Below are 24,724 nucleotides of genomic sequence, written 5' to 3'. Positions count from 1 at the left end.
GCTTTTTATCTTACTTAGCTGGCTGTAAAACAAGCTTATAACTATTCTCCTTATACTTCTCATTATTGGTATAGGTGATATGGTAATTCCCTGTTGTCCAATCCGTAATTTGATCATGATAAAATGTACTTAATACATGGCCAGACTGACCTGGACCAACCACATTATAGCTTTCTTCCATGTTTGCTAAGTCAATGACAGATTTCCAAGCCGCTCCATGGGTAATTGCACCTGTATCACGGTTAAAGCTTGCAGCTGCAACTGTTACCCCACTTCCACCCATTGATACAGCTTCATTGTTATTAAACAGGTAGTTTAACGGCGAAATCGCCGATAATGGGTGATTAAACGGAACCTGGTGGAATTCACCCCAAGACCATTTACTTGGATGGTCCCCTTGCTTTTCGATTGCAAAATCAACAGCCCTTTTAAAAGACTCAAATGTTACCTGTTCTATTCCACCGGCCTCAGATAACCAAATCCCTTCATGTCCATTTTTGGCTTCTCGAATCATTTGGTCTACAATTTGAGATTTTCCTTCAAATAAGTTATCGATTTCCCTAGGAATGGATTCTTCAAATAGGACATTTGCAAATTCCTCCATCCATTTATGAAAGACTAAAGGCTCTCCATCTTCTATTCGGTCTACAAAATCCCACTCTTCAAACTCCTTTATTACCGTTTTATCAATGTCTCTTAGCTTATCTTCGCTGTTTGATACTACATCTATTAAAAACGGAACAAATTCTTCAGCTTGCAGATTATGTTGATCAAATTGGAGTTTAAGCATATCATCTGCCGTTAACACTTTCTTACTTGACAATACATCTTGAATTCGTTGCTGTCGATATGGCTGAGCCCACGTATTCGTTATATGGTAAGGATATTCATCCGGCGCAATTTTATTATTTGCGGTAGAGATAAAACCTTCCTCCGGGTTCACGATGGTAGGGAGTTCATCCCAAGGAATATATCCCTCCCACTCGTATTCATCTGTCCATCCTGGTACAGCAACAGAACTATCTCCTTTTTTTCGGATTGGGATCAACCCATTTGCTCGATAAGCGATCGTTCCATCTGTTGCTGCAAAAACAAAGTTTTGAGCAGGTGTATGAAAATATGTAAGTGCTTCTTTAAATTCAGCCCAATTTTTCGCCTTGTCAAACATCAGCACCGCCTCTAGTTCAGTCGAAGCATCAAGTGCAGTCCATTTTAATGCTAAAGCTGTTTCCTCCTTGTGATCATGGGTAAATTCAGAAATGATTGGACCATGTCTAGTAACCTGAACTTGATATGGGATAGTATCCCCATCCTTTACCTTTATTGGCTCCTCAATAATAATGGCATCTTCCCATTTCCCCATATACTCAAATTGATTAGGATTATCCGGATTTCTCCTTTCAATATATAAATCCTGGACATCAGGTCCCACGTTAGTAACTCCCCAAGCAACATGTTCATTACGACCTAATATGATTCCTGGGACACCGGCAAATATCACACCACTAACGTTCACTTCATCACTTTGCAAATGCGTTTCATACCAAATTGATGGTGTAGCTAATGCTAGATGTGGATCATCAGCTAGTATAGGCATCCCTGATTCTGATTTCTCACCACTTACAACCCAGTTATTACTCCCATTAAACTCATTTGGAAAGGGAGCAGTTGCTATACTTTTTGAAATATCAATAGGATGATCCTTCATCGCTTGAATAACAGTTGCACCATCTTCAGGGTAAGTCGGGAATAATTCTAGTAATTTTTCTTCGGATACATTCTGTGCCATATAATAGCGAAATGCCTGCCCTTTATAATGTCCCCCTAAATCGTATGCCATGTATTTTCCAATGGTAAGAGAATCAGTGGGACTCCATTCAGTCGGTTCATATCCTGCCAATGTAAATTCGACAGGCAATGTATTCTTTTCCTTTGCTTCCAATATAAAAGCATTTACGCCATCTGCATAAGATTGGAGAACAGACTTAGCTTCCTCTGAATATCCTTCATATGATATTTTTGCAGCCCTTCTTAGACCAAGAGTTCTAAAATACTTATCTTGATCAACAAGAGAAGAACCTATTACTTCACTTAACTCTCCTGAAGCCTGCCTTCGGCTTAAATCCATCTGAAATAAACGATCCTGCGCCGTAACGTACCCTTGAGCGAAATACAAATCATGATTATTTTTTGCTACAATATGTGGGACCCCATTTTGATCGCGGAATACCTCTACCTCATCGGTTAATCCTGCAATCGAAACATTTCCCTCAAGCGTAGGTAAACTTTTTCTTAAAAATAAATAGCCTACTATAATGCTTGTAATCAGAAGGAGTATGATAACGATTCCTGTTAATAAAACAACTCTCGAACGCTTCTTTCTTGGCCATAACCGTCTTTTTATAATGACTTCAGAACTCATATAATCCCCCATCACTTAATTATTTTGAGAAAATTCTAAATATATTATAGTATTCCTATTTAAATTTGTCATGGATATCCTCAACTAGAATTAACATTTTTTTCATACTTCATTTACAGTTTTAAAGGATAATACTAGTAAACGACGAATTACTTCTTTGTATATATTTTTGAGAAAGAAAGGAAGAATCGGATGAACGCACATGAGATCGAGTATAAACTTTATGGAGACGATATGCAGTTTGTTGAAATCGAATTAGACCCAAGTGAAAGTGTCATTGCCGAAGCCGGTGCCATGATGATGATGGAAGATGGCATTTCGATGGAAACAATATTTGGTGACGGATCAGGAGCTGCAGGTGGAGGTCTTTTTGGAAAACTATTAGGAGCTGGTAAAAGGGTACTTACAGGAGAAAGTCTCTTTATGACCGTCTTTACAAATAACAATATGGGGAAAAAACATGTTTCCTTTGCTGCACCCTATCCCGGAAAAATCATTCCTGTTGATTTAAGCATGCTAGGTGGCAAAGTAGTTTGTCAAAAGGATGCCTTTTTATGTGCGGCAAAAGGAGTTTCAGTTGGCATTGATTTTCAACGAAAGTTAGGAACTGGCTTCTTTGGTGGAGAGGGATTCATCATGCAAAAATTAGAAGGAGATGGTCTAGCATTTTTACATGCAGGTGGTACCATACATAAAAAAGAACTTCAACCTGGGGAAATCCTAAGAGTCGATACAGGCTGCCTAGTAGGATTGACGAGGGATGTCGATTATAGCATTGAGTATGTAGGAAAAATTAAAACCGCTTTTTTTGGTGGTGAAGGTCTATTCTATGCTACTGTTAGAGGCCCTGGTACGGTATGGATACAATCACTACCATTTAGCCGCCTTGCAGACCGAATTTTTGCGAGTGCACCTAGAAATGGTGGAAGCACAGGTGAAGGGAGTATTTTAGGAGGACTTGGTAATTTTCTAAATGGGGATGATTAATAAAAGAATAATTAAAGGAAGAACTGGGAGGATAATAAATGGAGGTGTAGAGATGAGACGAAAAAAAGAAGTTGAAGATTTCAATGGTGAAGCTCCATTATTTGATGCGCCAGACGATAAAATTCTTGCTTTTGATATGTTTCGTGGAGTATCCCCTGGGATCTTTTCCGATGTGGACTTAGATAACCCTGCTCAAAAAATCGAAGAGGATATTATGCCCAAAGATTAGTACACCTGGCAACAGGTGTTTTTTTATAGGCTAAAGAAGAACTCTATAAAAAATAAAAAACGCCATGAGAAATTCTCATAACGCTTGATGACCCGTACGGGATTCGAACCCGTGTTACCGCCGTGAAAGGGCGGTGTCTTAACCGCTTGACCAACGGGCCAGATTGTATATTTAAAATCGTCATGGCGGAGAAGGAGGGATTTGAACCCTCGCGCCGCTTACGCGACCTACACCCTTAGCAGGGGCGCCTCTTCAGCCACTTGAGTACTTCCCCAAAAATGGCTCCGCAGGTAGGATTCGAACCTACGACCGATCGGTTAACAGCCGATAGCTCTACCACTGAGCTACTGCGGAATAACAATATGGTGGGCCTAAATGGACTCGAACCATCGACCTCACGCTTATCAGGCGTGCGCTCTAACCAGCTGAGCTATAGGCCCATTAAGGTAAAATTGGAGCGGGTGATGAGAATCGAACTCACGACATCAGCTTGGAAGGCTGAGGTTTTACCATTAAACTACACCCGCATTCATATATGGGGCGGCTGATGGGAATCGAACCCACGAATGTCGGAACCACAATCCGATGCGTTAACCACTTCGCCACAGCCGCCATTAATTTTTTAAAAATAATAAGGTGGCTCAGGACGGAATCGAACCGCCGACACAAGGATTTTCAGTCCTTTGCTCTACCGACTGAGCTACTGAGCCACTACATATGGCGGTCCCGACCGGGATCGAACCGGCGATCTCCTGCGTGACAGGCAGGCATGTTAACCGCTACACCACGGGACCATTTATTAAATATTTAATCTTTTATTTTCAAGACAAATATTATCTTACTATATCTTTTGAATCTAGTCAACAACTTTTTTTAGTTGTTTTTTTGGTTGCGGGGGCAGGATTTGAACCTACGACCTTCGGGTTATGAGCCCGACGAGCTACCAGACTGCTCCACCCCGCGATAATAGAAATCATATAAAATTAAACTATTCTTAAATAATAAATATGGCGGAGGAAGAGGGATTCGAACCCCCGCGGGCTTTAACACCCCTGTCGGTTTTCAAGACCGATCCCTTCAGCCGGACTTGGGTATTCCTCCACATATAAGAAGTTGTAGATGGTGGACCTTGTAGGACTCGAACCTACGACCGGACGGTTATGAGCCGTCTGCTCTAACCAGCTGAGCTAAAGGTCCGTAATGCTTTTAAATTTAATGGTAGCGGCGGAGGGGATCGAACCCCCGACCTCACGGGTATGAACCGTACGCTCTAGCCAGCTGAGCTACACCGCCATAAATCATATAATTATATTTTTTAAAATCATTGGTGGAGCCTAGCGGGATCGAACCGCTGACCTCCTGCGTGCAAAGCAGGCGCTCTCCCAGCTGAGCTAAGGCCCCGATTTTTTAAATGGTCGGGAAGACAGGATTCGAACCTGCGACCCCTTGGTCCCAAACCAAGTGCTCTACCAAGCTGAGCTACTTCCCGTAATATGGCGCGCCCGAAAGGAGTCGAACCCATAACCTTCTGATCCGTAGTCAGACGCTCTATCCAATTGAGCTACGGGCGCATTATTCATTAAGTGGTGCCGAGGACCGGAATCGAACCGGTACGGTAGTCACCTACCGCAGGATTTTAAGTCCTGTGCGTCTGCCAGTTCCGCCACCCCGGCATTGTAAATTTCTTTGGAGCGGAAGACGGGATTCGAACCCGCGACCCCCACCTTGGCAAGGTGGTGTTCTACCACTGAACTACTTCCGCATAATGCGGGTGAAGGGACTCGAACCCCCACGTCAAAGACACTAGATCCTAAGTCTAGCGCGTCTGCCAATTCCGCCACACCCGCAAAACTATTTAAATGGTGAGCCATGAAGGACTCGAACCTTCGACCCTCTGATTAAAAGTCAGATGCTCTACCGACTGAGCTAATGGCTCGTAAGTGGTGCCGGCGATAGGAGTCGAACCCACGACCTACTGATTACAAGTCAGTTGCTCTACCAACTGAGCTACACCGGCATTATTAAGATCTCAAACCACTCTGGATTTGATTGTGATAAGTCGTCCTAATCTCAGATAGCTTATTCAAGAAGCAGCTCGATTAGTACGCTGAAGTAATTTCAAGAAACTTATTCGGTCGTGCTCTACCAACTGAGCTACACCGGCAAAATTTTAAATTAATGGTGGAGGATGACGGGATCGAACCGCCGACCCCCTGCTTGTAAGGCAGGTGCTCTCCCAGCTGAGCTAATCCTCCATCTTCTCCAACCTAGCGACGTCCTACTCTCACAGGGACAAAGTCCCAACTACCATCGGCGCTGAGAAGCTTAACTTCCGTGTTCGGTATGGGAACGGGTGTGACCTTCTCGCTATCGTCACTAGATAAGGTAAAGACAAGATATATTATACTATCTTCAGAATAAATTTCAAGAAGAAATTTTCATTCCTTCAAAACTAGATAACGTTTCTACATTCATTAGAAGAGATTTTGGTTAAGTCCTCGATCGATTAGTATCAGTCAGCTGCACATGTCACCATGCTTCCACCTCTGACCTATCAACCTCGTCATCTTCGAGGGATCTTACTAGTTTAACACTATGGGAAATCTCATCTTGAGGGGGGCTTCATGCTTAGATGCTTTCAGCACTTATCCCTTCCACACATAGCTACCCAGCTATGCCCTTGGCAGGACAACTGGTACACCAGCGGTGTGTCCATCCCGGTCCTCTCGTACTAAGGACAGCTCCTCTCAAATTTCCTACGCCCACGACGGATAGGGACCGAACTGTCTCACGACGTTCTGAACCCAGCTCGCGTACCGCTTTAATGGGCGAACAGCCCAACCCTTGGGACCGACTACAGCCCCAGGATGCGATGAGCCGACATCGAGGTGCCAAACCTCCCCGTCGATGTGGACTCTTGGGGGAGATAAGCCTGTTATCCCCGGGGTAGCTTTTATCCGTTGAGCGATGGCCCTTCCATGCGGAACCACCGGATCACTAAGCCCGACTTTCGTCCCTGCTCGACTTGTAGGTCTCGCAGTCAAGCTCCCTTGTGCCTTTACACTCTACGAATGATTTCCAACCATTCTGAGGGAACCTTTGGGCGCCTCCGTTACTCTTTAGGAGGCGACCGCCCCAGTCAAACTGCCCACCTGACACTGTCTCCAAGGCCGATAAGGCCTTCGGGTTAGAATTTCAATACAGCCAGGGTAGTATCCCACCGACGCCTCCACCGAAGCTGGCGCTCCGGCTTCCAAGGCTCCTACCTATCCTGTACAAGCTGTACCAAAATTCAATATCAGGTTGCAGTAAAGCTCCACGGGGTCTTTCCGTCCTGTCGCGGGTAACCTGCATCTTCACAGGTACTATAATTTCACCGAGTCTCTCGTTGAGACAGTGCCCAGATCGTTACACCTTTCGTGCGGGTCAGAACTTACCTGACAAGGAATTTCGCTACCTTAGGACCGTTATAGTTACGGCCGCCGTTTACTGGGGCTTCGATTCAGAGCTTCGCTTACGCTAACCCCTCCTCTTAACCTTCCAGCACCGGGCAGGTGTCAGCCCCTATACTTCGCCTTGCGGCTTCGCAGAGACCTGTGTTTTTGCTAAACAGTCGCCTGGGCCTATTCACTGCGGCTTTTCAGGGCTATTCACCCTAAAAAGCACCCCTTCTCCCGAAGTTACGGGGTCATTTTGCCGAGTTCCTTAACGAGAGTTCTCTCGATCACCTTAGGATTCTCTCCTCGCCTACCTGTGTCGGTTTGCGGTACGGGCACCTTCTACCTCGCTAGAAGCTTTTCTTGGCAGTGTGGAATCAGGAACTTCGGTACTTTATTTCCCTCGCCATCACAGCTCAACCTTACGGTAAGCGGATTTGCCTACTTACCAGTCTAACTGCTTGGACGCGCATATCCAACAGCGCGCTTACCCTATCCTCCTGCGTCCCTCCATTGCTCAAACGGTAATGAGGTGGTACAGGAATTTCAACCTGTTGTCCATCGCCTACGCTTTTCAGCCTCGGCTTAGGTCCCGACTAACCCTGAGCGGACGAGCCTTCCTCAGGAAACCTTAGGCATTCGGTGGAGGGGATTCTCACCCCTCTTTCGCTACTCATACCGGCATTCTCACTTCTAAGCGCTCCACCAGTCCTCTCGGTCTGACTTCGCTGCACTTAGAACGCTCTCCTACCATTGTTCGTAAGAACAATCCACAGCTTCGGTGATACGTTTAGCCCCGGTACATTTTCGGCGCAGAGTCACTCGACCAGTGAGCTATTACGCACTCTTTAAATGGTGGCTGCTTCTAAGCCAACATCCTGGTTGTCTAAGCAACTCCACATCCTTTTCCACTTAACGTATACTTTGGGACCTTAGCTGGTGGTCTGGGCTGTTTCCCTCTTGACTACGGATCTTATCACTCGCAGTCTGACTCCCGAGAATCAAGTCTTTGGCATTCGGAGTTTGACTGAATTCGGTAACCCGATGAGGGCCCCTAGTCCAATCAGTGCTCTACCTCCAAGACTCTAACTCGAGGCTAGCCCTAAAGCTATTTCGGAGAGAACCAGCTATCTCCAAGTTCGATTGGAATTTCTCCGCTACCCACACCTCATCCCCGCACTTTTCAACGTGCGTGGGTTCGGGCCTCCATTCAGTGTTACCTGAACTTCACCCTGGACATGGGTAGATCACCTGGTTTCGGGTCTACAACCACGTACTATCTCGCCCTATTCAGACTCGCTTTCGCTGCGGCTCCGTCTCTTCAACTTAACCTTGCACGGGATCGTAACTCGCCGGTTCATTCTACAAAAGGCACGCCATCACACATAAATGTGCTTTGACTACTTGTAGGCACACGGTTTCAGGTTCTATTTCACTCCCCTCCCGGGGTGCTTTTCACCTTTCCCTCACGGTACTGGTTCACTATCGGTCACTAGGGAGTATTTAGCCTTGGGAGATGGTCCTCCCAGCTTCCGACGGGATTTCTCGTGTCCCGCCGTACTCAGGATCCACTCAAGAGAGAACGAAGTTTCAACTACAGGGTTGTTACCTTCTCTGACGGACCTTTCCAGGTCACTTCGTCTACTTCGCTCTTTTGTAACTCCGTATAGAGTGTCCTACAACCCCAAGAGGCAAGCCTCTTGGTTTGGGCTATCTTCCGTTTCGCTCGCCGCTACTCAGGAAATCGCGTTTGCTTTCTCTTCCTCCGGGTACTAAGATGTTTCAGTTCCCCGGGTCTACCTTCACTTACCCTATGTATTCAGGTAAGGATACTGCCCCATTACGAGCAGTGGGTTTCCCCATTCGGAAATCTTCGGATCAATGCTTACTTACAGCTCCCCGAAGCATATCGGTGTTAGTACCGTCCTTCATCGGCTCCTAGTGCCAAGGCATCCACCGTGCGCCCTTCATAACTTAACCTATTCGGCTTTGATAAGCGTCGAATCTCTTCGTCACCGCTAGTCGTCATCATCCTCACGTACGTTAAAGTACGCTCCGGTGATTCCTCAATCGGTTCCTCGACCTTCTCGCTTCTCATTCACCTTTAAGTTTTAAAGAACTTTTACTACTTCAATGAATGTTTTGTTACGTTATCTAGTTTTCAAAGAACGAATTTGAAAGCACAAAAGCACTCTCAAAACTGACCACAATACAAAGCGTCTTTTTATGAAGTTCGTAGAACTTCAGTTTCCTTAGAAAGGAGGTGATCCAGCCGCACCTTCCGATACGGCTACCTTGTTACGACTTCACCCCAATCATCTGTCCCACCTTAGGCGGCTGGCTCCTTACGGTTACCCCACCGACTTCGGGTGTTACAAACTCTCGTGGTGTGACGGGCGGTGTGTACAAGGCCCGGGAACGTATTCACCGCGGCATGCTGATCCGCGATTACTAGCGATTCCGGCTTCATGCAGGCGAGTTGCAGCCTGCAATCCGAACTGAGAATGGTTTTATGGGATTGGCTTAACCTCGCGGTTTTGCTACCCTTTGTACCATCCATTGTAGCACGTGTGTAGCCCAGGTCATAAGGGGCATGATGATTTGACGTCATCCCCACCTTCCTCCGGTTTGTCACCGGCAGTCACCTTAGAGTGCCCAACTAAATGCTGGCAACTAAGATCAAGGGTTGCGCTCGTTGCGGGACTTAACCCAACATCTCACGACACGAGCTGACGACAACCATGCACCACCTGTCACTCTGTCCCCGAAGGGAAAATCCTATCTCTAGGAGTGTCAGAGGATGTCAAGACCTGGTAAGGTTCTTCGCGTTGCTTCGAATTAAACCACATGCTCCACCGCTTGTGCGGGCCCCCGTCAATTCCTTTGAGTTTCAGTCTTGCGACCGTACTCCCCAGGCGGAGTGCTTAATGCGTTTGCTGCAGCACTAAAGGGCGGAAACCCTCTAACACTTAGCACTCATCGTTTACGGCGTGGACTACCAGGGTATCTAATCCTGTTCGCTCCCCACGCTTTCGCGCCTCAGCGTCAGTTACAGACCAGAGAGCCGCCTTCGCCACTGGTGTTCCTCCACATCTCTACGCATTTCACCGCTACACGTGGAATTCTGCTCTCCTCTTCTGCACTCAAGTCCCCCAGTTTCCAATGACCCTCCACGGTTGAGCCGTGGGCTTTCACATCAGACTTAAAGGACCGCCTGCGCGCGCTTTACGCCCAATAATTCCGGATAACGCTTGCCACCTACGTATTACCGCGGCTGCTGGCACGTAGTTAGCCGTGGCTTTCTGGTTAGGTACCGTCAAGGTACCGCCCTATTCGAACGATACTTGTTCTTCCCTAACAACAGAGCTTTACGATCCGAAGACCTTCTTCGCTCACGCGGCGTTGCTCCGTCAGACTTTCGTCCATTGCGGAAGATTCCCTACTGCTGCCTCCCGTAGGAGTCTGGGCCGTGTCTCAGTCCCAGTGTGGCCGATCACCCTCTCAGGTCGGCTACGCATCGTTGCCTTGGTGAGCCGTTACCTCACCAACTAGCTAATGCGCCGCGGGCCCATCTGTAAGTGATAGCTAAAAGCCATCTTTTAATACGAGACCATGTGGTCTCATATATTATCCGGTATTAGCTCCGGTTTCCCGAAGTTATCCCAGTCTTCCAGGCAGGTTGCCCACGTGTTACTCACCCGTCCGCCGCTAACCTTTGGGAGCAAGCTCCCTCAGGTTCGCTCGACTTGCATGTATTAGGCACGCCGCCAGCGTTCATCCTGAGCCAGGATCAAACTCTCCAATAAGAGTATTGATTGCTCAATAAGTTTGTTACTTAGAATTAACGTTGACGCTTGTATTGTGTTCAGTTTTCAAAGAGCTTTTTAGTTCGTCGCCCAGAAGCGACTTTTCTAATATAACATTTTCACTTTTGAGTGTCAACTACTTTTTTAAAGAAGTTTTTGTTTCTCACTCATTCAACTTGTCACTCGTTTTGGCGACAAAAATTAATATACCATCTCTTTTGTCCTTTTACAAGACCTTTTTTAAAAAAAATTTAAGAAACAAAAAAATAATATCTCTCTCTATTAATTCACCTTTGAAGAGATAAGATTATTATACAAGAAATAGTTTCCTTATGAAATACTTTAATCAATTTAATATCTTTCAAGGAATGTCTCTATTATTTTAATCATATTTGCTAGATTTACTCATATATTTTATTAAAAGTAATTTGGAAGGGGGAAAGGTCTTGTTTTTTGAGTTTCTACAAGCCATTGGCATGTTTTTATCACTAGCAATGTGTTTATTTTTATTTTCATTCGTTTATATAGAAGGTTTAAGAATTAGTAATAATGAAGGAAGAATTGAAGCAAGTACTTTCATTACCTTTGTTTCATCTATTGTTATGGCCTTCGTTTTTAGTTTCTTTGCTAGTTCATTTTATTAAAGTGATATTCCTATTACAGTACTGACAATCCATTAATGGTTGTCAGTATTTTATTTTTCAAAACTTTTTTACTTTAATGTGAAAGAAAATGATGTCTTAATCGTCTATTTATATAAAGGTAAGTACAAAGGGGGTACGGCACTTGACACATGTTAGTCAAATCGAGAAATGGTTTTATGAGTACGGAGATGATGTTTATAGCTTCCTTATTTATTACACTGGTTCTATTGACGTTGATGATTATGTTCAGGAGGTATTTTTAAAGGCGATCCGATCATTCCCTACCTTTGAGGAACGATCGAACCCTAAGACATGGTTACTTGCTATTGCAAGGAATTTAGTAATAGATAAAAATCGTCGAAAGAGACTGATTAAATTTCAACCTTTTGACCTATTAGGAAAAAGACATATTCAAATCGATCAATCTAATCCGGAGAGAACTCTTCTTTTAGACGAAGTTCTTTCTGATATACACGATACAATCCTTCGCCTAAAACAATCTTATAAAGATGTTCTTGTTTCAAGATTAATTTTAGAACTAAGTGTTGAAGAAACTGCTTCCGTCCTAGGCTGGTCTACTAACAAAGTTTCATTGACTTACCATCGTGCTGTTAAAGCTTTACAGAAAAATCTTAACTCTATCAACAAAGGAGAGGAAAAAGACTATGAAGGATACCTACCCAAATAAATCATTTCCAAAATTTCAATTAAATAATGCACAGAGAACCCGTATTGTTCATCAAATCAGAACAAACAAAGCTAAGAAAGAAAACAGGTTTTCTTCTAGCAGATTTATTATGCCCTTCCTTTCAAGTGTGGTTATTTTATTACTTGTATTTGGGATTGGCATATACTCTTATTATTCCATTTTTAAAGAGGAACTCTTACATGCAGATCCTAGCTCATCTTTCATAATTGATCTTCCGAAAGAAATTGTTATAGAGGAACAAGGCGATTCACATGTTTTTTTAAAAAATGGAACAGAGGTTGGTGGGGTAAAGAAGATCAACAATGAAACAAAACAGCAACTTTTGTCTCAGTCAGGGATATTTGAGAATGATGTGTTGGAAGATTTTCAGGTACCAACTCAACGAGTCCTTTTCCATGTTAAACAAATGCACGCAATTCAAACTGTCCATTATTTCATTCAACCCAATGATCAAGAGGTTATCTATGATTTGTATTTTTATGCAAATACCCCCGGCTATTTCGGAGGTTCGGATTTCCAAGCAGACTTAAAGATTATTCATGAAATTGCAAAGACATTTAGAGTTAACTAAGCCTAGTAACAAACATTTCACAACTTTCATACATTTTTGTATTTATTGTACTAACATTTCCCCCTCGTATTTTAGTATTTCATTAATTTCCTCCTTTACATGCATTATTTGGTAAAAGTTGAAAATACTACACCTATGAATATAATGGCTTGGAGGAAGAGGAATGAAGAAGTTAATACTAGTTGGAGTACTTTTTTTATTCCAGCTTGCGTATTTGTCTGTTGATGTGTTTGCTGAGGTTACTACAGAGGATTTAAAGAAATATACAACAGAGACCGGTTTAACTGAAGATGATCTTGAGGATTACCTGGCAGTTTATGATTTGTCCTTAAAGGATTTTGAAAATGTAAATGAACTGGTTTCCTACTTAGGTGAGCCTGTTAACAATGAGACCATTCAGACTCTTTTAACAAAACATAATCTGAATGAAGATGAACTACAACATATTCTGGGAGGATTTGGGGAGTCAGTAGAGGATTATTTATTCATTAAGGACCTTGACACAACTGTTGACTTCTATCTTAATCATGCCGAGGTGTTGGTAGAAGCAGAGCGAATGCTTTCTGAAGTTGGGCTAACAGAGGATGAGATTGATGGATTATTTCTTCACTTTTTAAGCTTAAATGATATAAATCTTGAAGAGAAAATGAAATCTATCAGCTCTAATTTAGAGCAATACTTTTCCTATAATAATTCAGATGGATTGTCTTCTGAGCAACAAAAAGAGCTTCTAGTGATGTACGATAAAATGATCGAAGTTTTTGAGTTGCAGCCAAGATACTATCTATTAAAGGATGGTACTAAGGAAGCTATTGCTTATAATAATCTACTTGAGATGAACACACTTGATGGTGCGGAACTGCTTGTTGAACTATATCGAGCTAATGATGAATATCTTCTCGATTTGAAGGTTTCAGAGGAAATGCTAGCTACCGATTTTATCATTGAACGTGGTGAAAAACTTCTAACGGTTGCTACACTTGCAACAGAAATGAGTATTAAGGTTCAGGGAAATAAACTTCCCATTACCGCTAGTCCCTTTTCGAACCTTCTATTAATTGGGACCTTGTTTATATTACTTGGTATCGGTGCTTTACTCTTGACTCGAAAATATGCATAAAAAATAAAGCCAGGTCTACAATGATAGACTTGGCTTTGCTTTTTTATCCAACAGTTTGTTCTGATAAAGTTACTCTTTGTTTTTTCCTTCGTTCGCCTAAGGAGTATAGCCAAATCCCAATCACAATAATGACTCCACCAATAATCTGTGTTTGGATGATATTTTCTGAAAGTATAAAATAGGCTAGAATGGCTGCTCCTACTGGTTCAAATAGAATACTGACCGAAATAGTTGACGTACTTACCCATTTTAATGACCAATTGAAAAGGTTATGACCAAGTAAAGTTGGGACGATTGCTAATAGTAAAAAGTACATCCAGTCTTGACCAGCGTATCCTCCTAGTGGATATTTAAAAATCAATACATATAAAAATAAAGTTATGGTACTAATGCTATACACAACAAATGTATAGGTGACAAGTGATATCCGTTTTCGAACCGTTTGCCCAAACAGAAGATAGGCTGTAACCATCACACACGAAATGATTGCCAAGAAATCACCGTATAATGCACTCCCACTAATTCGGAAATCTCCCCAACTAATGATGATACTTCCACCTAAAGCTAAACAGGTGCTTAGTATGGCCCCTAGACTTATTTTTTCTTTAAACAAAAAATAAGTTCCTATGAAAGCAAAAACGGGCTGCATCGTTACTAATACAGTTGAACTTGTTACGGATGTGTAGTTAAGCGATTCAAACCAAAGGATAAAATGGAGAGCTAGAAAAACACCTGAGATTGTGGAAAAAAGCCAATCTCTTTTTGTAATGCCCCGTAGTTCTTTTCGATACTTCCATAAAAAAACAGGAAGCATTAGTAGGACTGTAAAAAACAGCCGATAGAAAGCAATAACCGGTGCGGGTGCATTTGCTAATTTCACAAAAATGGCCGATGTCGACACAGCAACGACACCAATTGCCAACACGAAGTATGGATTTATTTTTGGTTGATTCATGTTAGTCCCTTCATTTCAAATATAATCTTATATAGTATATAAGATAAATGCATAAAAAGGATAGAAGAAAATTCTACCCTTTTTTATCGTAAAGAGACCTTACCAGTTTGCTGATAATTTTTAATGTCATATGCAGAAATCATCGTCGGTGAAATGGCATACAGTGTGTCTCCAATTGTTAGTAGACGTTGTATCTCTCCCTCCCATGTTTCATATAATCCAGTATCGTGTGATAATTTTGCTTTCAATTCAATTCCTTCTAAATGGATATCGTATACATATGCACCCTGAAATTCGAATTTTTGCTCATACATTTTTCCTTCCAGATTTTGATAAACAGTGATCGGGAAGGCAAAAATTCCTTTTTCCTTATTAAATAAAAGAGCTTTATGGTCATAATTTAATGGGGAGTATGTTCCACGGCCACCAATAACTTCAGTAAACTTCTCCTTTGGGTTATTTACATCACGAATATCAAATAACGAAATTTTAATACCATCTGTATAAACCCTCGGTTCCCCACTTATTGTTTTATCAGCAATAACCTTCGTATCTTGTCCAAATCCAATTACATGGTTTTCGTCATATGGATGAAGGTAGTTGCTAAAGCCTGGGATCTTAAGTTCTCCAAGCACTTTTGGAGCTTTTGGATTACTAGCATCAATGACAAACAACGGATCCACTTGTTTGAATGTGACAATGTATATACGTTCACCCATGAACCGCGCTGAATAAATTCGCTCACCTCGTGCCAGGTCGCTTAATGAACCAATTTGCTTTAAATTCTCATCATAAATATACAAATTGTTTGAGGAGGGCTTGGAGTTATTCCATGTATCCCCTTTGGTTGACGCTACTCGGAAGGTTCCATTGAATTCGTCCATTGAAAATTGATTTAAAATGGTCCCCGGTACTTCAGTTGAACTATGGAATTCAACTTTGTCCCCTTCCACTGAAAATTTATAGACATTTGTATCTGGGGAATCAGAACCACCCTCTCTAAATGGGATTGCATAATAATTTGGAACCGCAATATATATGTTTTCCTTTGACATATACATTAAATTCCCACTACCTAAATAAGAAGAAATGGAAGCTTCTTTTTTAGGGTCATCCAAATCAAAAGCAGCAATCAAGGTAAAATTAGTCTCTTTTGAACCAGGAATATATTGAATTTTTTCGTAAGGTACTAAGGAACTTTCCTCACCATTTACTGAATCAGAGAAACGAGGCCTTAGATCGATATCCTCTTCTTTGGTTTCTTCCATAATCCAATAATTCGGGTAGTGGTTAGCAACCAGATAAACATAGTTATCAATTCTACGTGATGTCACATAGTTTCCTTCAACTTCTACCCTACGGATTTCCTGAGTATTTTTTGGGTCCTTTATGTCATAAACAATCGCTGTTGTTGCTTCAAAATATCTTGGCGGATAGATCATTGAACGCTGATTTTGTTTTTTGTCCGGCGTACTATCATGAAATGAATAACCAATCACGACTAGTTTGTCTTCATATAAGAACATTTGGTTAGGTGAAAATGAGTGAGAATATGGTATTGTTGTGAGTAACTGCATGTTTTGTACAGGTGCTGCTTTAATGATATTTAGTTTACCATCCATGATTTGATAAATATGTTCTCCATCAGTTTTTACGATATCTGCTTCATCGACACCTTGAACCTGAGTGTTCGTCTCCGAATGCTCGCTTTCACCTTTTGCCGCACTATCGGATGCAGGAGATTCTGTTGACACTGACATTTCCTGTTTTGCAGTTTCTCTCCCGAAAAAACTAAACCTTCGATTACGTTTTTCCTCTTTAATGGCATCCTGGAATATTTCTGTTAGCTTTTCTTTAGTAACTGTTTGTATCTCAGTATCCATTTGGCTTACAACCGCCGGCTTCGAAGTAGTAAAGATAGCTGTCATAGCAGTTATCAAAATGACCGAAGCTAGAAAAACAATCCATCTTTTCTTCATTCATTTCACCCCTTTTCCACTTAGACGAAAACTGGTAAGAAATGTTACAAAAATAGGAATCCTGCAACACCTCGAGGGGCTAGGCACTGTATCTAGACAAAAAAAGAAAAGCCCTCTATATAGAAGGCTCACCAGCGATTGCATATTGGTTTAATAATAGTTCAAATGCACGCAGCATTTTTAGGATTTGCTTATCTTCATGGTTGCTTAAACATGAGATTTGAATCCATTTCTTTTCTTGTAAATAGCTACTTTCATAATGAAGATAATATCCCTGAAGGGCCATATCATCTCCAAAATCCTTTGACGGTACATGTTCTGGCAGAAGAATCGTCATAATTGCAGGTGATGAATATTCAGGTGATGTTAAAACCTGTAGTCCTAAACCTTCAATATACTCACGAATCATCTTGTATCTTGCTTTAATATTGTGATAATAATCATCATTTTCGTATTTTTGAAGTGCTGCATATAAAGCCTCAATCATGTTCGAGGAATGGGAATAAGGAATGCTGTCATGTTTTGCATACATGCCGAGATCAAGATATCTTGGAATAGACGGGTTTGGTGTGATGTCATGATTATGGAAGACAAATGATAATCCCGTATATCCACCAACTGCTTTCCCACTCACTCCCGATGCAAAAAAGACATCCTGAAAGTCTAGTTTAACCGCACCGACCGTACTAATACAGTCAAGACACAGTTTCACCTTGTTGGAAAGACAGATTTCCTTTAAATTCTGGAAGTTTGTAAGCATCCCGGTGGAAGTTTCACTATGAACGGCCCAAAGCCAAGTATATTGATCCGTTTCAAGCTCTTTCTTAATCTCTGTTTCAGTGATAGGTACTCCCCAATCTTTTTCTACCTTTTTAAAAGTTAATCCCGCCCGATTGGCATGGTCAATTAGCCTTGAACCGAACTCCCCATTGTTTAGGATTAAGCCTTTTCCTCCGATAACACCAAGCTGAGCAGCAATTACATCATTCGCAAGAGTCCCCGAGCCTACTAACACTTCCACATACTTTGAGTTTGTCATGCTACAAAGTTTCTCTCTAACAGACCTCATTTGTAACAAAAACTCATTTGAACGATGTGAAATGGGCTCTTGTTTAAGTGCCGCGTTCACATTTTCATAAATTTTAATGGGACCAGGTAAAAAGCTAACCGGTTCCTTTAGAATTCTTCCAGCCAGCGACTCATCAAAAGTTTGTTTCGTTAAATACATTGGCCAGAACGAAGCTTCCGCAGTTCCAGTTAAAGAGGCAAATGGTATAAACCCTAGCTGTCGATACAATTTCTCTTGTCTTGTTGTTCCAGAAATCAACGCTACATCATAGCCTTCTTTCAAACAAAAATTAGACATTAGTTGGGCTAGTCCAAAAAAGATTCTACCATTACTCCGATATTCTTCTTCAACTGCTAGTAATCGAATTTCACAAGGTCTATTCGGTTTTACCGGTAGTTGTTCATCAAGATTAGGTAACTTATAATCTAGGGAGAACGGTCTGTTAGCTCTTACAGCAATCATCCCTACGACTTTAGAATCTTTTACACAAATCAAATATGTATTTTGATTATGAAATTTATCCACTAACATTTTTTCTTCATTTTTATCATGTTGAGGAATTTCTTCAACAAAGGTTTTATAGTTTAAACGATGAATTTGATCAAACTCCTGTTTTGTCCGAGCAATTTTATAGACAAATGTCATGATGGAATCACTCCACTTAATTAATTTTTTTCCCTAGTCTTTCTTTTAAATTATCTCTGTGTGCAAATAGTAATAAGGCGATTACAATAAAAATAAGGACACATTCAAGGAGGGAATAATCCATAAACCAATAAATAAATGGCATCGTAAAAAAGGCTGTCATCCCTGCTATCGTGAAACTTCTCGAAAGTGCTAATAAAAGGAGAAAGATTCCACCAAACACTAAAAATGGCTGGTATGCTAATACAACGAGACCACCTGCAGCTGTTGCAATTCCTTTTCCACCTTTAAATTTGAGCGTAATCGGCCAAATATGTCCGACGACAACAGCGATCAGGGATAGAATCTGAAATTCAAAGGAAAATCCGAGGTATTTAGCACCTATAACAACAAGCAACCCTTTTAACACATCACCTAAGGCTGTAAGCAGAAATCCTTTCTTCCCTAGTAATCTACCAGCATTTCTAGCTCCAACATTTCCACTTCCGAGTTTGCGGATATCTTCACCTTTCATAAACTTCATGACTACATAGGCAGACATAATATTTCCAACAAAATATGAGGCTAGTACATATAAAAAAATCACGAGTTCACCACCATTTTAGGTTTAATCAAATTTTACCATTTTTTCAGTCTGTTAACATTTAAAATATTGTACTGCCTTAATCCTTTTTTACTAGAAATATATGAACATTGGGGTATACTCATGCAAAAAAGGATTTAATGATTGTCTATTAAAAGTGCTCATGATATAATTTGGTTACTTTCATTCGGGGTTGTAGCTCAGGGGGAGAGCATTTGCCTGGCAGGCAAAGGGTCGTGGGTTCGATTCCCATCAACTCCACTAAATAAAAGTCACTTCTAGTTCAACTAGGGTGGCTTTTTTCTTGTATGTGTAGCAAATTATTTGATACCATTTATTTTAAAAAATAAATTACATACACTAAACAAAAAGTTTATCTACTGGGGGGAAACATACGGTGCAATATTTATTGGGTTGTTTAGGAATTCTTCTCCTAATTGCTCTTATTGTGGCAATCATATCATGGATGTTCTCAAATATCTTCGCCACTATAGGGCTTGTGTTAGCAGCTATTGGTATCTATACGACCTATAAATATCAAAAAAACGGGCGTAAATTGAAGCTTCCGATTACCTTAATAGCCTTGGGTTCTATCCTAGCTATTATTGGATTCTCTACAAATAATCAAGAATCCGCAATGGAAGATGCAAAGGAACAGGTGGCTGATCAAGTAGAGACCGACAGTGAAAAGGTAGCGGAGGAACAAGCAAAAGAAAAAGCGATTAAAGAAGCGGAACAAAAAGCCGCGGAAGAAGCTAGACAAAAAGAAGAATCTGAACAAAAAGCAAGAGAAGAAGCAGAACAAAAGGCCAAAGAAGAAAAAGAACGACAAGAACAAGCTCAACAGACAACTGACCAACAGGCTCAGGCAATCGGCTTAGAAGCTGTAATCGTATCTCGGGTTGTTGATGGCGACACGGTTGAGCTTTCTGACGGCCGCAAGATTCGCTTAGTCGGAGTAAACACTCCGGAATCTACAACAAGACATGAAGTATATGGGAAAGAAGCTAGCAACTACACAACCTCTCAACTCGAAGGTAAAAAAGTGTGGCTTCAAAAGGATGTATCCGACAAAGATCGCTATAATCGTTACCTACGTCTCATCTGGATTTCAGTTCCTTCAAATGTCATGAATGAATCAGAAATCCGTTCCAAAATGTTCAATGCACAACTGGTCTTAAATGGGTATGCAGAACCATCAACATATCCACCTGATGTCACTTATAGTGACTATTTTGTAAAATTTGCGCGTGAAGCACGCGCGAACGGAATTGGTCTTTGGGCATACGGAGAAAATGGAACAACAAAAGGAGATCTTGATACAGGTAGTTCAAAACCCGCTCCACCAGCGAACAGGCCATCAACAGGTGGTGGATCTAGCAGTAGTAATTCAGGTGACGGTCAGGAATCTTATAAAAATTGTACAGAACTTCGAAAAGTCTATCCTGAAGGTGTTCCATCCACACATCCAGCTTATGACTCAAAACATGACCGAGACAAAGATAATTGGGCATGCGAAAAGGCCTCATAAATTTGACAGACTCAATCAGTTTGATTGGGTCTTTTTTTGTTTAAAATTATGATTTTTTTTCTTCAAAAAATTACGTAAGCTACATATTATTTATGTCGAAAAAGGTTGTCGTAAATAGTCGGAATCTTTTGCTAAAAGTTGGTTGATTACTAGTTTCAAAATGTTACCATTGTATTGTAGGCGTTTCCAAATCGCCTTATTACTAGTAAATTAAAAAAGGAGGAAAAAAATGAGCCAATTAATTTTTGCATTACGAGAAAAGGTTGAGTCATTTTTAAACGGGACAAAGAAGCTTTATATCAATGGAGAATTTGTTGAAAGTGCTTCTGGGAAAACTTTCGAATCCTATAATCCTGCGACAGGTGAGGTATTAGCAACTGTAAGTGAAGCAGGTCCAGAGGATATTGATCGCGCTGTAAAAGCAGCCCGAAAAGCTTTTGATGAAGGCCCATGGCAAAAAATGACTGCAGCCCAAAGAAGCCGTATCATGTATAAACTGGCAGATTTGATGGAGCTACATAAAGATGAGCTAGCACAATTGGAAACATTGGATAACGGAAAGCCGATTCGTGAAACATCAAATGCAGATATTCCTCTAGCAATTGAACATATGCGTTACTATGCAGGATGGTCAACAAAAATCGTTGGACAAACAATCCCTGTAAATGGACCATTCTTTAACTATACTCGCCATGAAGCTGTTGGTGTTGTGGGACAAATCATTCCATGGAACTTCCCACTATTAATGGCAATGTGGAAGCTTGGGGCAGCTCTTGCAACTGGTTGTACAGTCGTATTAAAGCCAGCAGAACAAACACCTCTCTCTGCATTATATTTAGCTGAACTAATGGAAGAAGCTGGATTCCCAGCAGGTGTTGTGAATATCGTTCCTGGCTTTGGTGAAACAGCAGGTCAGCCACTAGTTGATCACCCACTAGTTGATAAAATTGCTTTCACTGGTTCAACAGAAGTTGGAAAAAGCATCATGGAAAGAGCCTCCAAAACATTAAAACGGGTGACATTAGAATTAGGTGGAAAATCACCAAATATTATTTTACCGGATGCCGACCTTACAAAAGCCATTCCTGGTGCATTAAATGGGGTAATGTTTAACCAAGGCCAGGTGTGCTGTGCAGGGTCACGTGTCTTTATCCAAAAGAAACAATTTGATAATGTGGTCGCGGATATGGCAAGCCATGCTGAAAAGATTAAGCAAGGGGCTGGTCTTCACGCTGATACAGAAATTGGACCACTTGTTTCGATTGAACAACAAAATCGCGTTTTAGGATATATTGAAAAAGGACTTAACGAAGGGGCAGAACTAGTAGTGGGTGGTCAAAAACCATACGAAGAAGGCTATTTCGTGTCTCCAACAATCTTCGCAAACGTAAAAGATGAAATGACAATTGCGAAAGAGGAAATCTTTGGTCCTGTTATTTCGGCAATGCCATATGAAGACCTTGATGAATTAATTTCTCGTGCAAATAATTCAGAGTATGGTCTTGCTGCAGGTGTGTGGACGCAGGATGTAGGAAAAGCACATTATATTGCAAATAACTTACGTGCGGGAACTGTATGGGTGAACTGCTATAATGCGTTTGACGCTGCTTCTCCGTTCGGTGGATACAAGCAATCAGGTATTGGCCGTGAAATGGGATCCTATGCCCTAAATAACTACACAGAAGTAAAGAGTGTTTGGGTTGCGATGAATTAATAAGAAAAGCGCAAGCGCCTTGAAGGATGAACATCGACTAACATCCGCCACGTCCTGTGGCAAACGTCGATGTCAGCACATCATGTGCAAGTCCGACAAGCACAAGACGAGACAGCGAGAAGGTCGCTCTTTGACCTTCTTGATGGATTGGCTTGTGACCTCGAGGGGCTAGGCGCTGAAGCTAGACATAGCAAAGAAAGAAGGCGAGAACCTATAGATGGTTTTCGCCTTTATCGTTTAAAAAGTAGTCGAATTTTGTTTTTGGGCTTGTGGTGTCGGCAAATTGACCTTGTTTATAAGATCGATGATCCTTGAGCTAATAAATTGACTTACAAGCGCAAAAATAATGATTTTCCAATCTACTACGATTCCAGTTGTTAACAAAATTGTTCCATTAATCGCAAATAACGTTTTTCCTGGTGAAAATCCTTTAAGTTTTGAAATAATTAACGCTAATATATCCATTCCGCCTGAAGAGGCTCCCATGCGAAATAAAATCCCTATTCCCACTCCAAAAACAACAGAGCCTACTAGTAAATCAACAATTATATTAGAAACAGGCTCTAAAGTGAATGAAGTGAGGAGTCGGATTGTGATTGCTGTAACTGTGACACAATACAATGTCCAAATGGCAGTTCCCTTTCCTAGCCACTTAATCGCTGCAAATAAAAGGCCAGCATTTAGCACCCAGAGTGTACGATCAAAAGGAACACCCGCTACATAATTGAACAAAACTGCAACACTTGCCGCTCCTCCTGTTGGAATAAAATGTGGAAATAGAAAAGTTGCCATTGCAAATCCTTGAATTATTGCTGCAATTCCAAGTATTAAACCTTTATTCATTATTTTCATGAATTTAGCTCCTAAGTCATATCCTTGCGATTCTATCACAATGGTACCATTACTTTTCTAAGTAAAACAATATTTTATTCTCCATCATATCTTGCGAGTAACTCGTATGGCCTCACTTTAAACGCATCATATGGAGCATAATTTCCTTTTAGTGCATCCAAAACACGTGGTTTAAACTTTGGCCTTTTAATATATTCATTCATATTTGATTCATCTAATTTCACAAAAGCTACTTCCTTTGTCTCCGTAGAGGTTATGAGATTTCCACCTACAAACTCACCACGAAAGACAATTGAAACTGTGCTTCCATTTGAATAAATACCTGTTACACCATGTAGTGTTATTTGAATTCCCGTTTCTTCAAGAACTTCCCGACAAAGTGCCTTGTCTAATGTCTCCCCTTCATCCACAGCTCCACCAGGTAGCTCCCAGGTATCGGAGCGCCAATAGGTCTTAACCAATAATGTTTCTTGATTTTGATTTGTTATAAAACCACTGACACTAACCGTATGCTTTGGAGATTCGTAAGTGCCTGTTGAAGATAAGAAATCCTCTTCACAATCCAAGTACAGTTTTTGAAATTCCTCGCTTATTTTTTCCTTTTGAACCCTCTTTTCAATCTTCAAATACTCGTCCATATTTGGATACTCCCAAATTGACATTATTTCCTCATTGGATTCCGTTTGCCATTGTCCAATTAGTTTTGCTCCATTCTTTATGTGAATTGGGATAAAGTGATCATTTAAAAAATGAACACATTGAGAAGCTTGATTAGGTTTGATACGGTATGTGATTCTTTTATAAAGCATACAATTCAATCCTTTTGACTTAGATAATGTATCATACGCGAAAGGTTTTAATTTGTTTGGACGGGATATTTTCCCAAAATAAAAAGGCCTGCTTTACCCTATTATAATGGTAAGCAGACCTTTTTTATTTTGATTAGTCTCTCCAAATTATTTCACCCGATTTTGTTTGAGGATCGATTTCAACTTCGAAATCGTGTTTTTCATAAAAATAAACGAGGCGGTCAACGTGATCCCAGTCTCTTTGTGCTATATCACCTTTAATTACAGGAATGTTTTGTTCACGAGCGATTTCCTTTAAATGGTTCATGCAGATTGAACCATATCCTTGGTTTGCAGGTCCTTTAATGTCACCGATATGGATCGCATTATCCTCATCCTTGTACTGAGCATGAAGTGAAAAATCCCATTTACCTCTGTAGGCTGAATCACAATCATTCACCATGATTTGGCATTGGTTTCCATCATCAAAGGCTGAGACGATTACCCATTTTTCATCTTTCGATTGGTCAATACCGATGATTTGATGTTTTTTTGAAATTTCTTTCATGTTTTCCTGCATACGATAAATCTGGAACTGCAAATCCTCTAAATCCTGTTTGACCTCTGACGGGTTCTTATTCAGATCCTCTTTCATTAGCAAACTTTGAAAATACATTACAAAC

At 41.1% G+C, this 24,724-nt stretch carries 15 protein-coding genes, 22 tRNA genes and 3 rRNA genes; 8 read left to right on the top strand and 32 right to left on the bottom strand.

Annotation, left to right across the window (positions count from 1 at the left end; all coding sequences use genetic code 11):
* Positions 1–10 precede the first annotated feature (10 nt).
* Positions 11–2,422: a penicillin acylase family protein gene (locus tag ABC371_RS11840; RefSeq protein ID WP_412896980.1), complete on the bottom strand. Its 2,412-nt coding sequence runs from the start codon at positions 2,420–2,422 to the stop codon at positions 11–13.
* A 192-nt stretch (positions 2,423–2,614) separates the two neighbouring features.
* Between ABC371_RS11840 and ABC371_RS11835 the strand changes: the two genes are divergently transcribed.
* Both ABC371_RS11835 and ABC371_RS11830 read left to right on the top strand, forming a co-directional pair.
* Positions 2,615–3,409, top strand: a complete 795-nt coding sequence (locus tag ABC371_RS11835; RefSeq protein ID WP_412896979.1) for a TIGR00266 family protein — start codon at positions 2,615–2,617, stop codon at positions 3,407–3,409.
* Between the two features lie 52 nt (positions 3,410–3,461).
* The gene (locus ABC371_RS11830; RefSeq protein WP_412896978.1) at positions 3,462–3,638 is read left to right on the top strand and encodes a hypothetical protein; all 177 of its coding nucleotides are present in this window, start codon (positions 3,462–3,464) and stop codon (positions 3,636–3,638) included.
* Positions 3,639–3,726: 88 nt separating this feature from the next.
* On the opposite strand, the gene ABC371_RS11825 is transcribed toward ABC371_RS11830, so the two are convergent.
* The 24 genes from ABC371_RS11825 to ABC371_RS11710 form a co-directional block, all read right to left on the bottom strand.
* A tRNA-Glu gene (locus tag ABC371_RS11825) sits at positions 3,727–3,798 on the bottom strand.
* A gap of 23 nt (positions 3,799–3,821) precedes the next feature.
* Positions 3,822–3,912 (bottom strand) — tRNA-Ser (locus tag ABC371_RS11820).
* Positions 3,913–3,917: 5 nt separating this feature from the next.
* Positions 3,918–3,992, bottom strand: a tRNA-Asn gene (locus ABC371_RS11815).
* A 9-nt stretch (positions 3,993–4,001) separates the two neighbouring features.
* Positions 4,002–4,078, bottom strand: a tRNA-Ile gene (locus tag ABC371_RS11810).
* A gap of 13 nt (positions 4,079–4,091) precedes the next feature.
* A tRNA-Gly gene (locus ABC371_RS11805) sits at positions 4,092–4,165 on the bottom strand.
* Positions 4,166–4,174: 9 nt separating this feature from the next.
* Positions 4,175–4,250, bottom strand: a tRNA-His gene (locus tag ABC371_RS11800).
* Between the two features lie 25 nt (positions 4,251–4,275).
* A tRNA-Phe gene (locus ABC371_RS11795) sits at positions 4,276–4,348 on the bottom strand.
* Positions 4,349–4,356: 8 nt separating this feature from the next.
* Positions 4,357–4,432: transfer RNA gene (locus ABC371_RS11790), tRNA-Asp, on the bottom strand.
* 92 nt (positions 4,433–4,524) lie between these two features.
* A tRNA-Met gene (locus ABC371_RS11785) sits at positions 4,525–4,601 on the bottom strand.
* A 45-nt stretch (positions 4,602–4,646) separates the two neighbouring features.
* Positions 4,647–4,739, bottom strand: a tRNA-Ser gene (locus tag ABC371_RS11780).
* A 19-nt stretch (positions 4,740–4,758) separates the two neighbouring features.
* A tRNA-Ile gene (locus ABC371_RS11775) sits at positions 4,759–4,835 on the bottom strand.
* A gap of 19 nt (positions 4,836–4,854) precedes the next feature.
* Positions 4,855–4,931: transfer RNA gene (locus ABC371_RS11770), tRNA-Met, on the bottom strand.
* 32 nt (positions 4,932–4,963) lie between these two features.
* Positions 4,964–5,039 (bottom strand) — tRNA-Ala (locus tag ABC371_RS11765).
* An 11-nt stretch (positions 5,040–5,050) separates the two neighbouring features.
* Positions 5,051–5,127, bottom strand: a tRNA-Pro gene (locus ABC371_RS11760).
* A 5-nt stretch (positions 5,128–5,132) separates the two neighbouring features.
* Positions 5,133–5,209: transfer RNA gene (locus ABC371_RS11755), tRNA-Arg, on the bottom strand.
* 13 nt (positions 5,210–5,222) lie between these two features.
* Positions 5,223–5,311, bottom strand: a tRNA-Leu gene (locus tag ABC371_RS11750).
* A 14-nt stretch (positions 5,312–5,325) separates the two neighbouring features.
* Positions 5,326–5,400 (bottom strand) — tRNA-Gly (locus ABC371_RS11745).
* Positions 5,401–5,404: 4 nt separating this feature from the next.
* A tRNA-Leu gene (locus ABC371_RS11740) sits at positions 5,405–5,485 on the bottom strand.
* Positions 5,486–5,498: 13 nt separating this feature from the next.
* A tRNA-Lys gene (locus tag ABC371_RS11735) sits at positions 5,499–5,574 on the bottom strand.
* Positions 5,575–5,579: 5 nt separating this feature from the next.
* Positions 5,580–5,655, bottom strand: a tRNA-Thr gene (locus tag ABC371_RS11730).
* Positions 5,656–5,817: 162 nt separating this feature from the next.
* A tRNA-Val gene (locus ABC371_RS11725) sits at positions 5,818–5,893 on the bottom strand.
* Between the two features lie 10 nt (positions 5,894–5,903).
* A 5S ribosomal RNA gene (gene rrf, locus ABC371_RS11720) occupies positions 5,904–6,019 on the bottom strand.
* Between the two features lie 105 nt (positions 6,020–6,124).
* Positions 6,125–9,055, bottom strand: a 23S ribosomal RNA gene (locus tag ABC371_RS11715).
* A gap of 276 nt (positions 9,056–9,331) precedes the next feature.
* A 16S ribosomal RNA gene (locus tag ABC371_RS11710) occupies positions 9,332–10,881 on the bottom strand.
* The 16S, 23S and 5S rRNA genes sit together here with 21 tRNA genes alongside, the layout of an rRNA operon.
* 786 nt (positions 10,882–11,667) lie before the next feature.
* On the opposite strand from ABC371_RS11710, the gene ABC371_RS11705 reads away from it, so the two are divergent.
* The 3 genes from ABC371_RS11705 to ABC371_RS11695 all read left to right on the top strand — a co-directional run bounded on the left by ABC371_RS11705 (position 11,668) and on the right by ABC371_RS11695 (position 13,925).
* Positions 11,668–12,213: an RNA polymerase sigma factor gene (locus tag ABC371_RS11705; RefSeq protein WP_412896977.1), complete on the top strand. Its 546-nt coding sequence runs from the start codon at positions 11,668–11,670 to the stop codon at positions 12,211–12,213.
* Positions 12,191–12,805: a hypothetical protein gene (locus ABC371_RS11700; RefSeq protein WP_412896976.1), complete on the top strand. Its 615-nt coding sequence runs from the start codon at positions 12,191–12,193 to the stop codon at positions 12,803–12,805. Before ABC371_RS11705 ends, ABC371_RS11700 begins: the two co-directional genes overlap by 23 nt.
* Positions 12,806–12,968: 163 nt before the next feature.
* Positions 12,969–13,925 carry a processed acidic surface protein gene (locus tag ABC371_RS11695; RefSeq protein WP_412896975.1) on the top strand — a complete coding sequence of 319 codons (957 nt, stop codon included), beginning with the start codon at positions 12,969–12,971 and terminating at the stop codon, positions 13,923–13,925.
* A gap of 43 nt (positions 13,926–13,968) precedes the next feature.
* Here the strand turns inward: ABC371_RS11695 and ABC371_RS11690 are convergent, their stop codons facing one another.
* From ABC371_RS11690 to plsY, 4 genes are all read right to left on the bottom strand, one after another.
* Positions 13,969–14,880 carry a DMT family transporter gene (locus tag ABC371_RS11690; protein ID WP_412896974.1) on the bottom strand — a complete coding sequence of 304 codons (912 nt, stop codon included), beginning with the start codon at positions 14,878–14,880 and terminating at the stop codon, positions 13,969–13,971.
* 83 nt (positions 14,881–14,963) lie between these two features.
* Positions 14,964–16,859 (bottom strand): beta-propeller domain-containing protein, encoded by a 1,896-nt coding sequence (locus tag ABC371_RS11685; protein WP_412896973.1) that lies wholly within the window; start codon positions 16,857–16,859, stop codon positions 14,964–14,966.
* Positions 16,860–16,974: 115 nt separating this feature from the next.
* The gene (locus ABC371_RS11680; protein ID WP_412896972.1) at positions 16,975–18,573 is read right to left on the bottom strand and encodes an aminotransferase class V-fold PLP-dependent enzyme; all 1,599 of its coding nucleotides are present in this window, start codon (positions 18,571–18,573) and stop codon (positions 16,975–16,977) included.
* A 16-nt stretch (positions 18,574–18,589) separates the two neighbouring features.
* Entirely contained in the window at positions 18,590–19,159 is a 570-nt protein-coding gene (gene plsY / locus ABC371_RS11675) for a glycerol-3-phosphate 1-O-acyltransferase PlsY (RefSeq protein WP_412896971.1), read from the bottom strand.
* A 186-nt stretch (positions 19,160–19,345) separates the two neighbouring features.
* Between plsY and ABC371_RS11670 the strand changes: the two genes are divergently transcribed.
* The 3 genes from ABC371_RS11670 (at position 19,346) to ABC371_RS11660 (ending at position 22,401) form a co-directional block, all read left to right on the top strand.
* A tRNA-Ala gene (locus ABC371_RS11670) sits at positions 19,346–19,417 on the top strand.
* Between the two features lie 136 nt (positions 19,418–19,553).
* Positions 19,554–20,687 carry a thermonuclease family protein gene (locus tag ABC371_RS11665; RefSeq protein ID WP_412896970.1) on the top strand — a complete coding sequence of 378 codons (1,134 nt, stop codon included), beginning with the start codon at positions 19,554–19,556 and terminating at the stop codon, positions 20,685–20,687.
* Between the two features lie 229 nt (positions 20,688–20,916).
* Positions 20,917–22,401, top strand: coding sequence for an aldehyde dehydrogenase family protein (locus ABC371_RS11660; RefSeq protein WP_412896969.1), 1,485 nt, complete (start codon positions 20,917–20,919; stop codon positions 22,399–22,401).
* Positions 22,402–22,638: 237 nt separating this feature from the next.
* On the opposite strand, the gene ABC371_RS11655 is transcribed toward ABC371_RS11660, so the two are convergent.
* From ABC371_RS11655 to ABC371_RS11645, 3 genes are all read right to left on the bottom strand, one after another.
* Complete coding sequence (locus tag ABC371_RS11655; protein ID WP_412896968.1) at positions 22,639–23,253, bottom strand: YitT family protein; 615 nt, start codon at positions 23,251–23,253, stop codon at positions 22,639–22,641.
* A gap of 74 nt (positions 23,254–23,327) precedes the next feature.
* The gene (locus tag ABC371_RS11650; RefSeq protein ID WP_412896967.1) at positions 23,328–24,062 is read right to left on the bottom strand and encodes an NUDIX domain-containing protein; all 735 of its coding nucleotides are present in this window, start codon (positions 24,060–24,062) and stop codon (positions 23,328–23,330) included.
* Between the two features lie 133 nt (positions 24,063–24,195).
* Positions 24,196–24,717 carry a hypothetical protein gene (locus ABC371_RS11645; protein WP_412896966.1) on the bottom strand — a complete coding sequence of 174 codons (522 nt, stop codon included), beginning with the start codon at positions 24,715–24,717 and terminating at the stop codon, positions 24,196–24,198.
* Between the last annotated feature and the right edge of the window lie 7 nt (positions 24,718–24,724).

The sequence above is a fragment of the Bacillus jepli genome, from assembly GCF_047238305.1.
Lineage (GTDB): Bacteria > Bacillota > Bacilli > Bacillales > Bacillaceae_L > Ferdinandcohnia.
The sequence above is the reverse complement of the archived record's forward strand: the minus strand, read 5'-3'. Positions and strand labels throughout refer to the sequence as shown.

What these genes read in the sequence shown, in the direction of transcription:
- ABC371_RS11690 (WP_412896974.1), bottom strand. Translation starts at nt 14,880, where the DNA reads ATGAATCAACCAAAAATAAATCCATACTTCGTGTTGGCAATTGGTGTC.
- ABC371_RS11695 (WP_412896975.1), top strand. Translation starts at nt 12,969, where the DNA reads ATGAAGAAGTTAATACTAGTTGGAGTACTTTTTTTATTCCAGCTTGCG.
- ABC371_RS11685 (WP_412896973.1), bottom strand. Translation starts at nt 16,859, where the DNA reads ATGAAGAAAAGATGGATTGTTTTTCTAGCTTCGGTCATTTTGATAACT.
- ABC371_RS11645 (WP_412896966.1), bottom strand. Translation starts at nt 24,717, where the DNA reads ATGTATTTTCAAAGTTTGCTAATGAAAGAGGATCTGAATAAGAACCCG.
- ABC371_RS11830 (WP_412896978.1), top strand. Translation starts at nt 3,462, where the DNA reads ATGAGACGAAAAAAAGAAGTTGAAGATTTCAATGGTGAAGCTCCATTA.
- ABC371_RS11835 (WP_412896979.1), top strand. Translation starts at nt 2,615, where the DNA reads ATGAACGCACATGAGATCGAGTATAAACTTTATGGAGACGATATGCAG.
- ABC371_RS11680 (WP_412896972.1), bottom strand. Translation starts at nt 18,573, where the DNA reads ATGACATTTGTCTATAAAATTGCTCGGACAAAACAGGAGTTTGATCAA.
- ABC371_RS11700 (WP_412896976.1), top strand. Translation starts at nt 12,191, where the DNA reads ATGAAGGATACCTACCCAAATAAATCATTTCCAAAATTTCAATTAAAT.
- ABC371_RS11655 (WP_412896968.1), bottom strand. Translation starts at nt 23,253, where the DNA reads ATGAAAATAATGAATAAAGGTTTAATACTTGGAATTGCAGCAATAATT.
- ABC371_RS11840 (WP_412896980.1), bottom strand. Translation starts at nt 2,422, where the DNA reads ATGAGTTCTGAAGTCATTATAAAAAGACGGTTATGGCCAAGAAAGAAG.
- ABC371_RS11650 (WP_412896967.1), bottom strand. Translation starts at nt 24,062, where the DNA reads ATGCTTTATAAAAGAATCACATACCGTATCAAACCTAATCAAGCTTCT.
- ABC371_RS11660 (WP_412896969.1), top strand. Translation starts at nt 20,917, where the DNA reads ATGAGCCAATTAATTTTTGCATTACGAGAAAAGGTTGAGTCATTTTTA.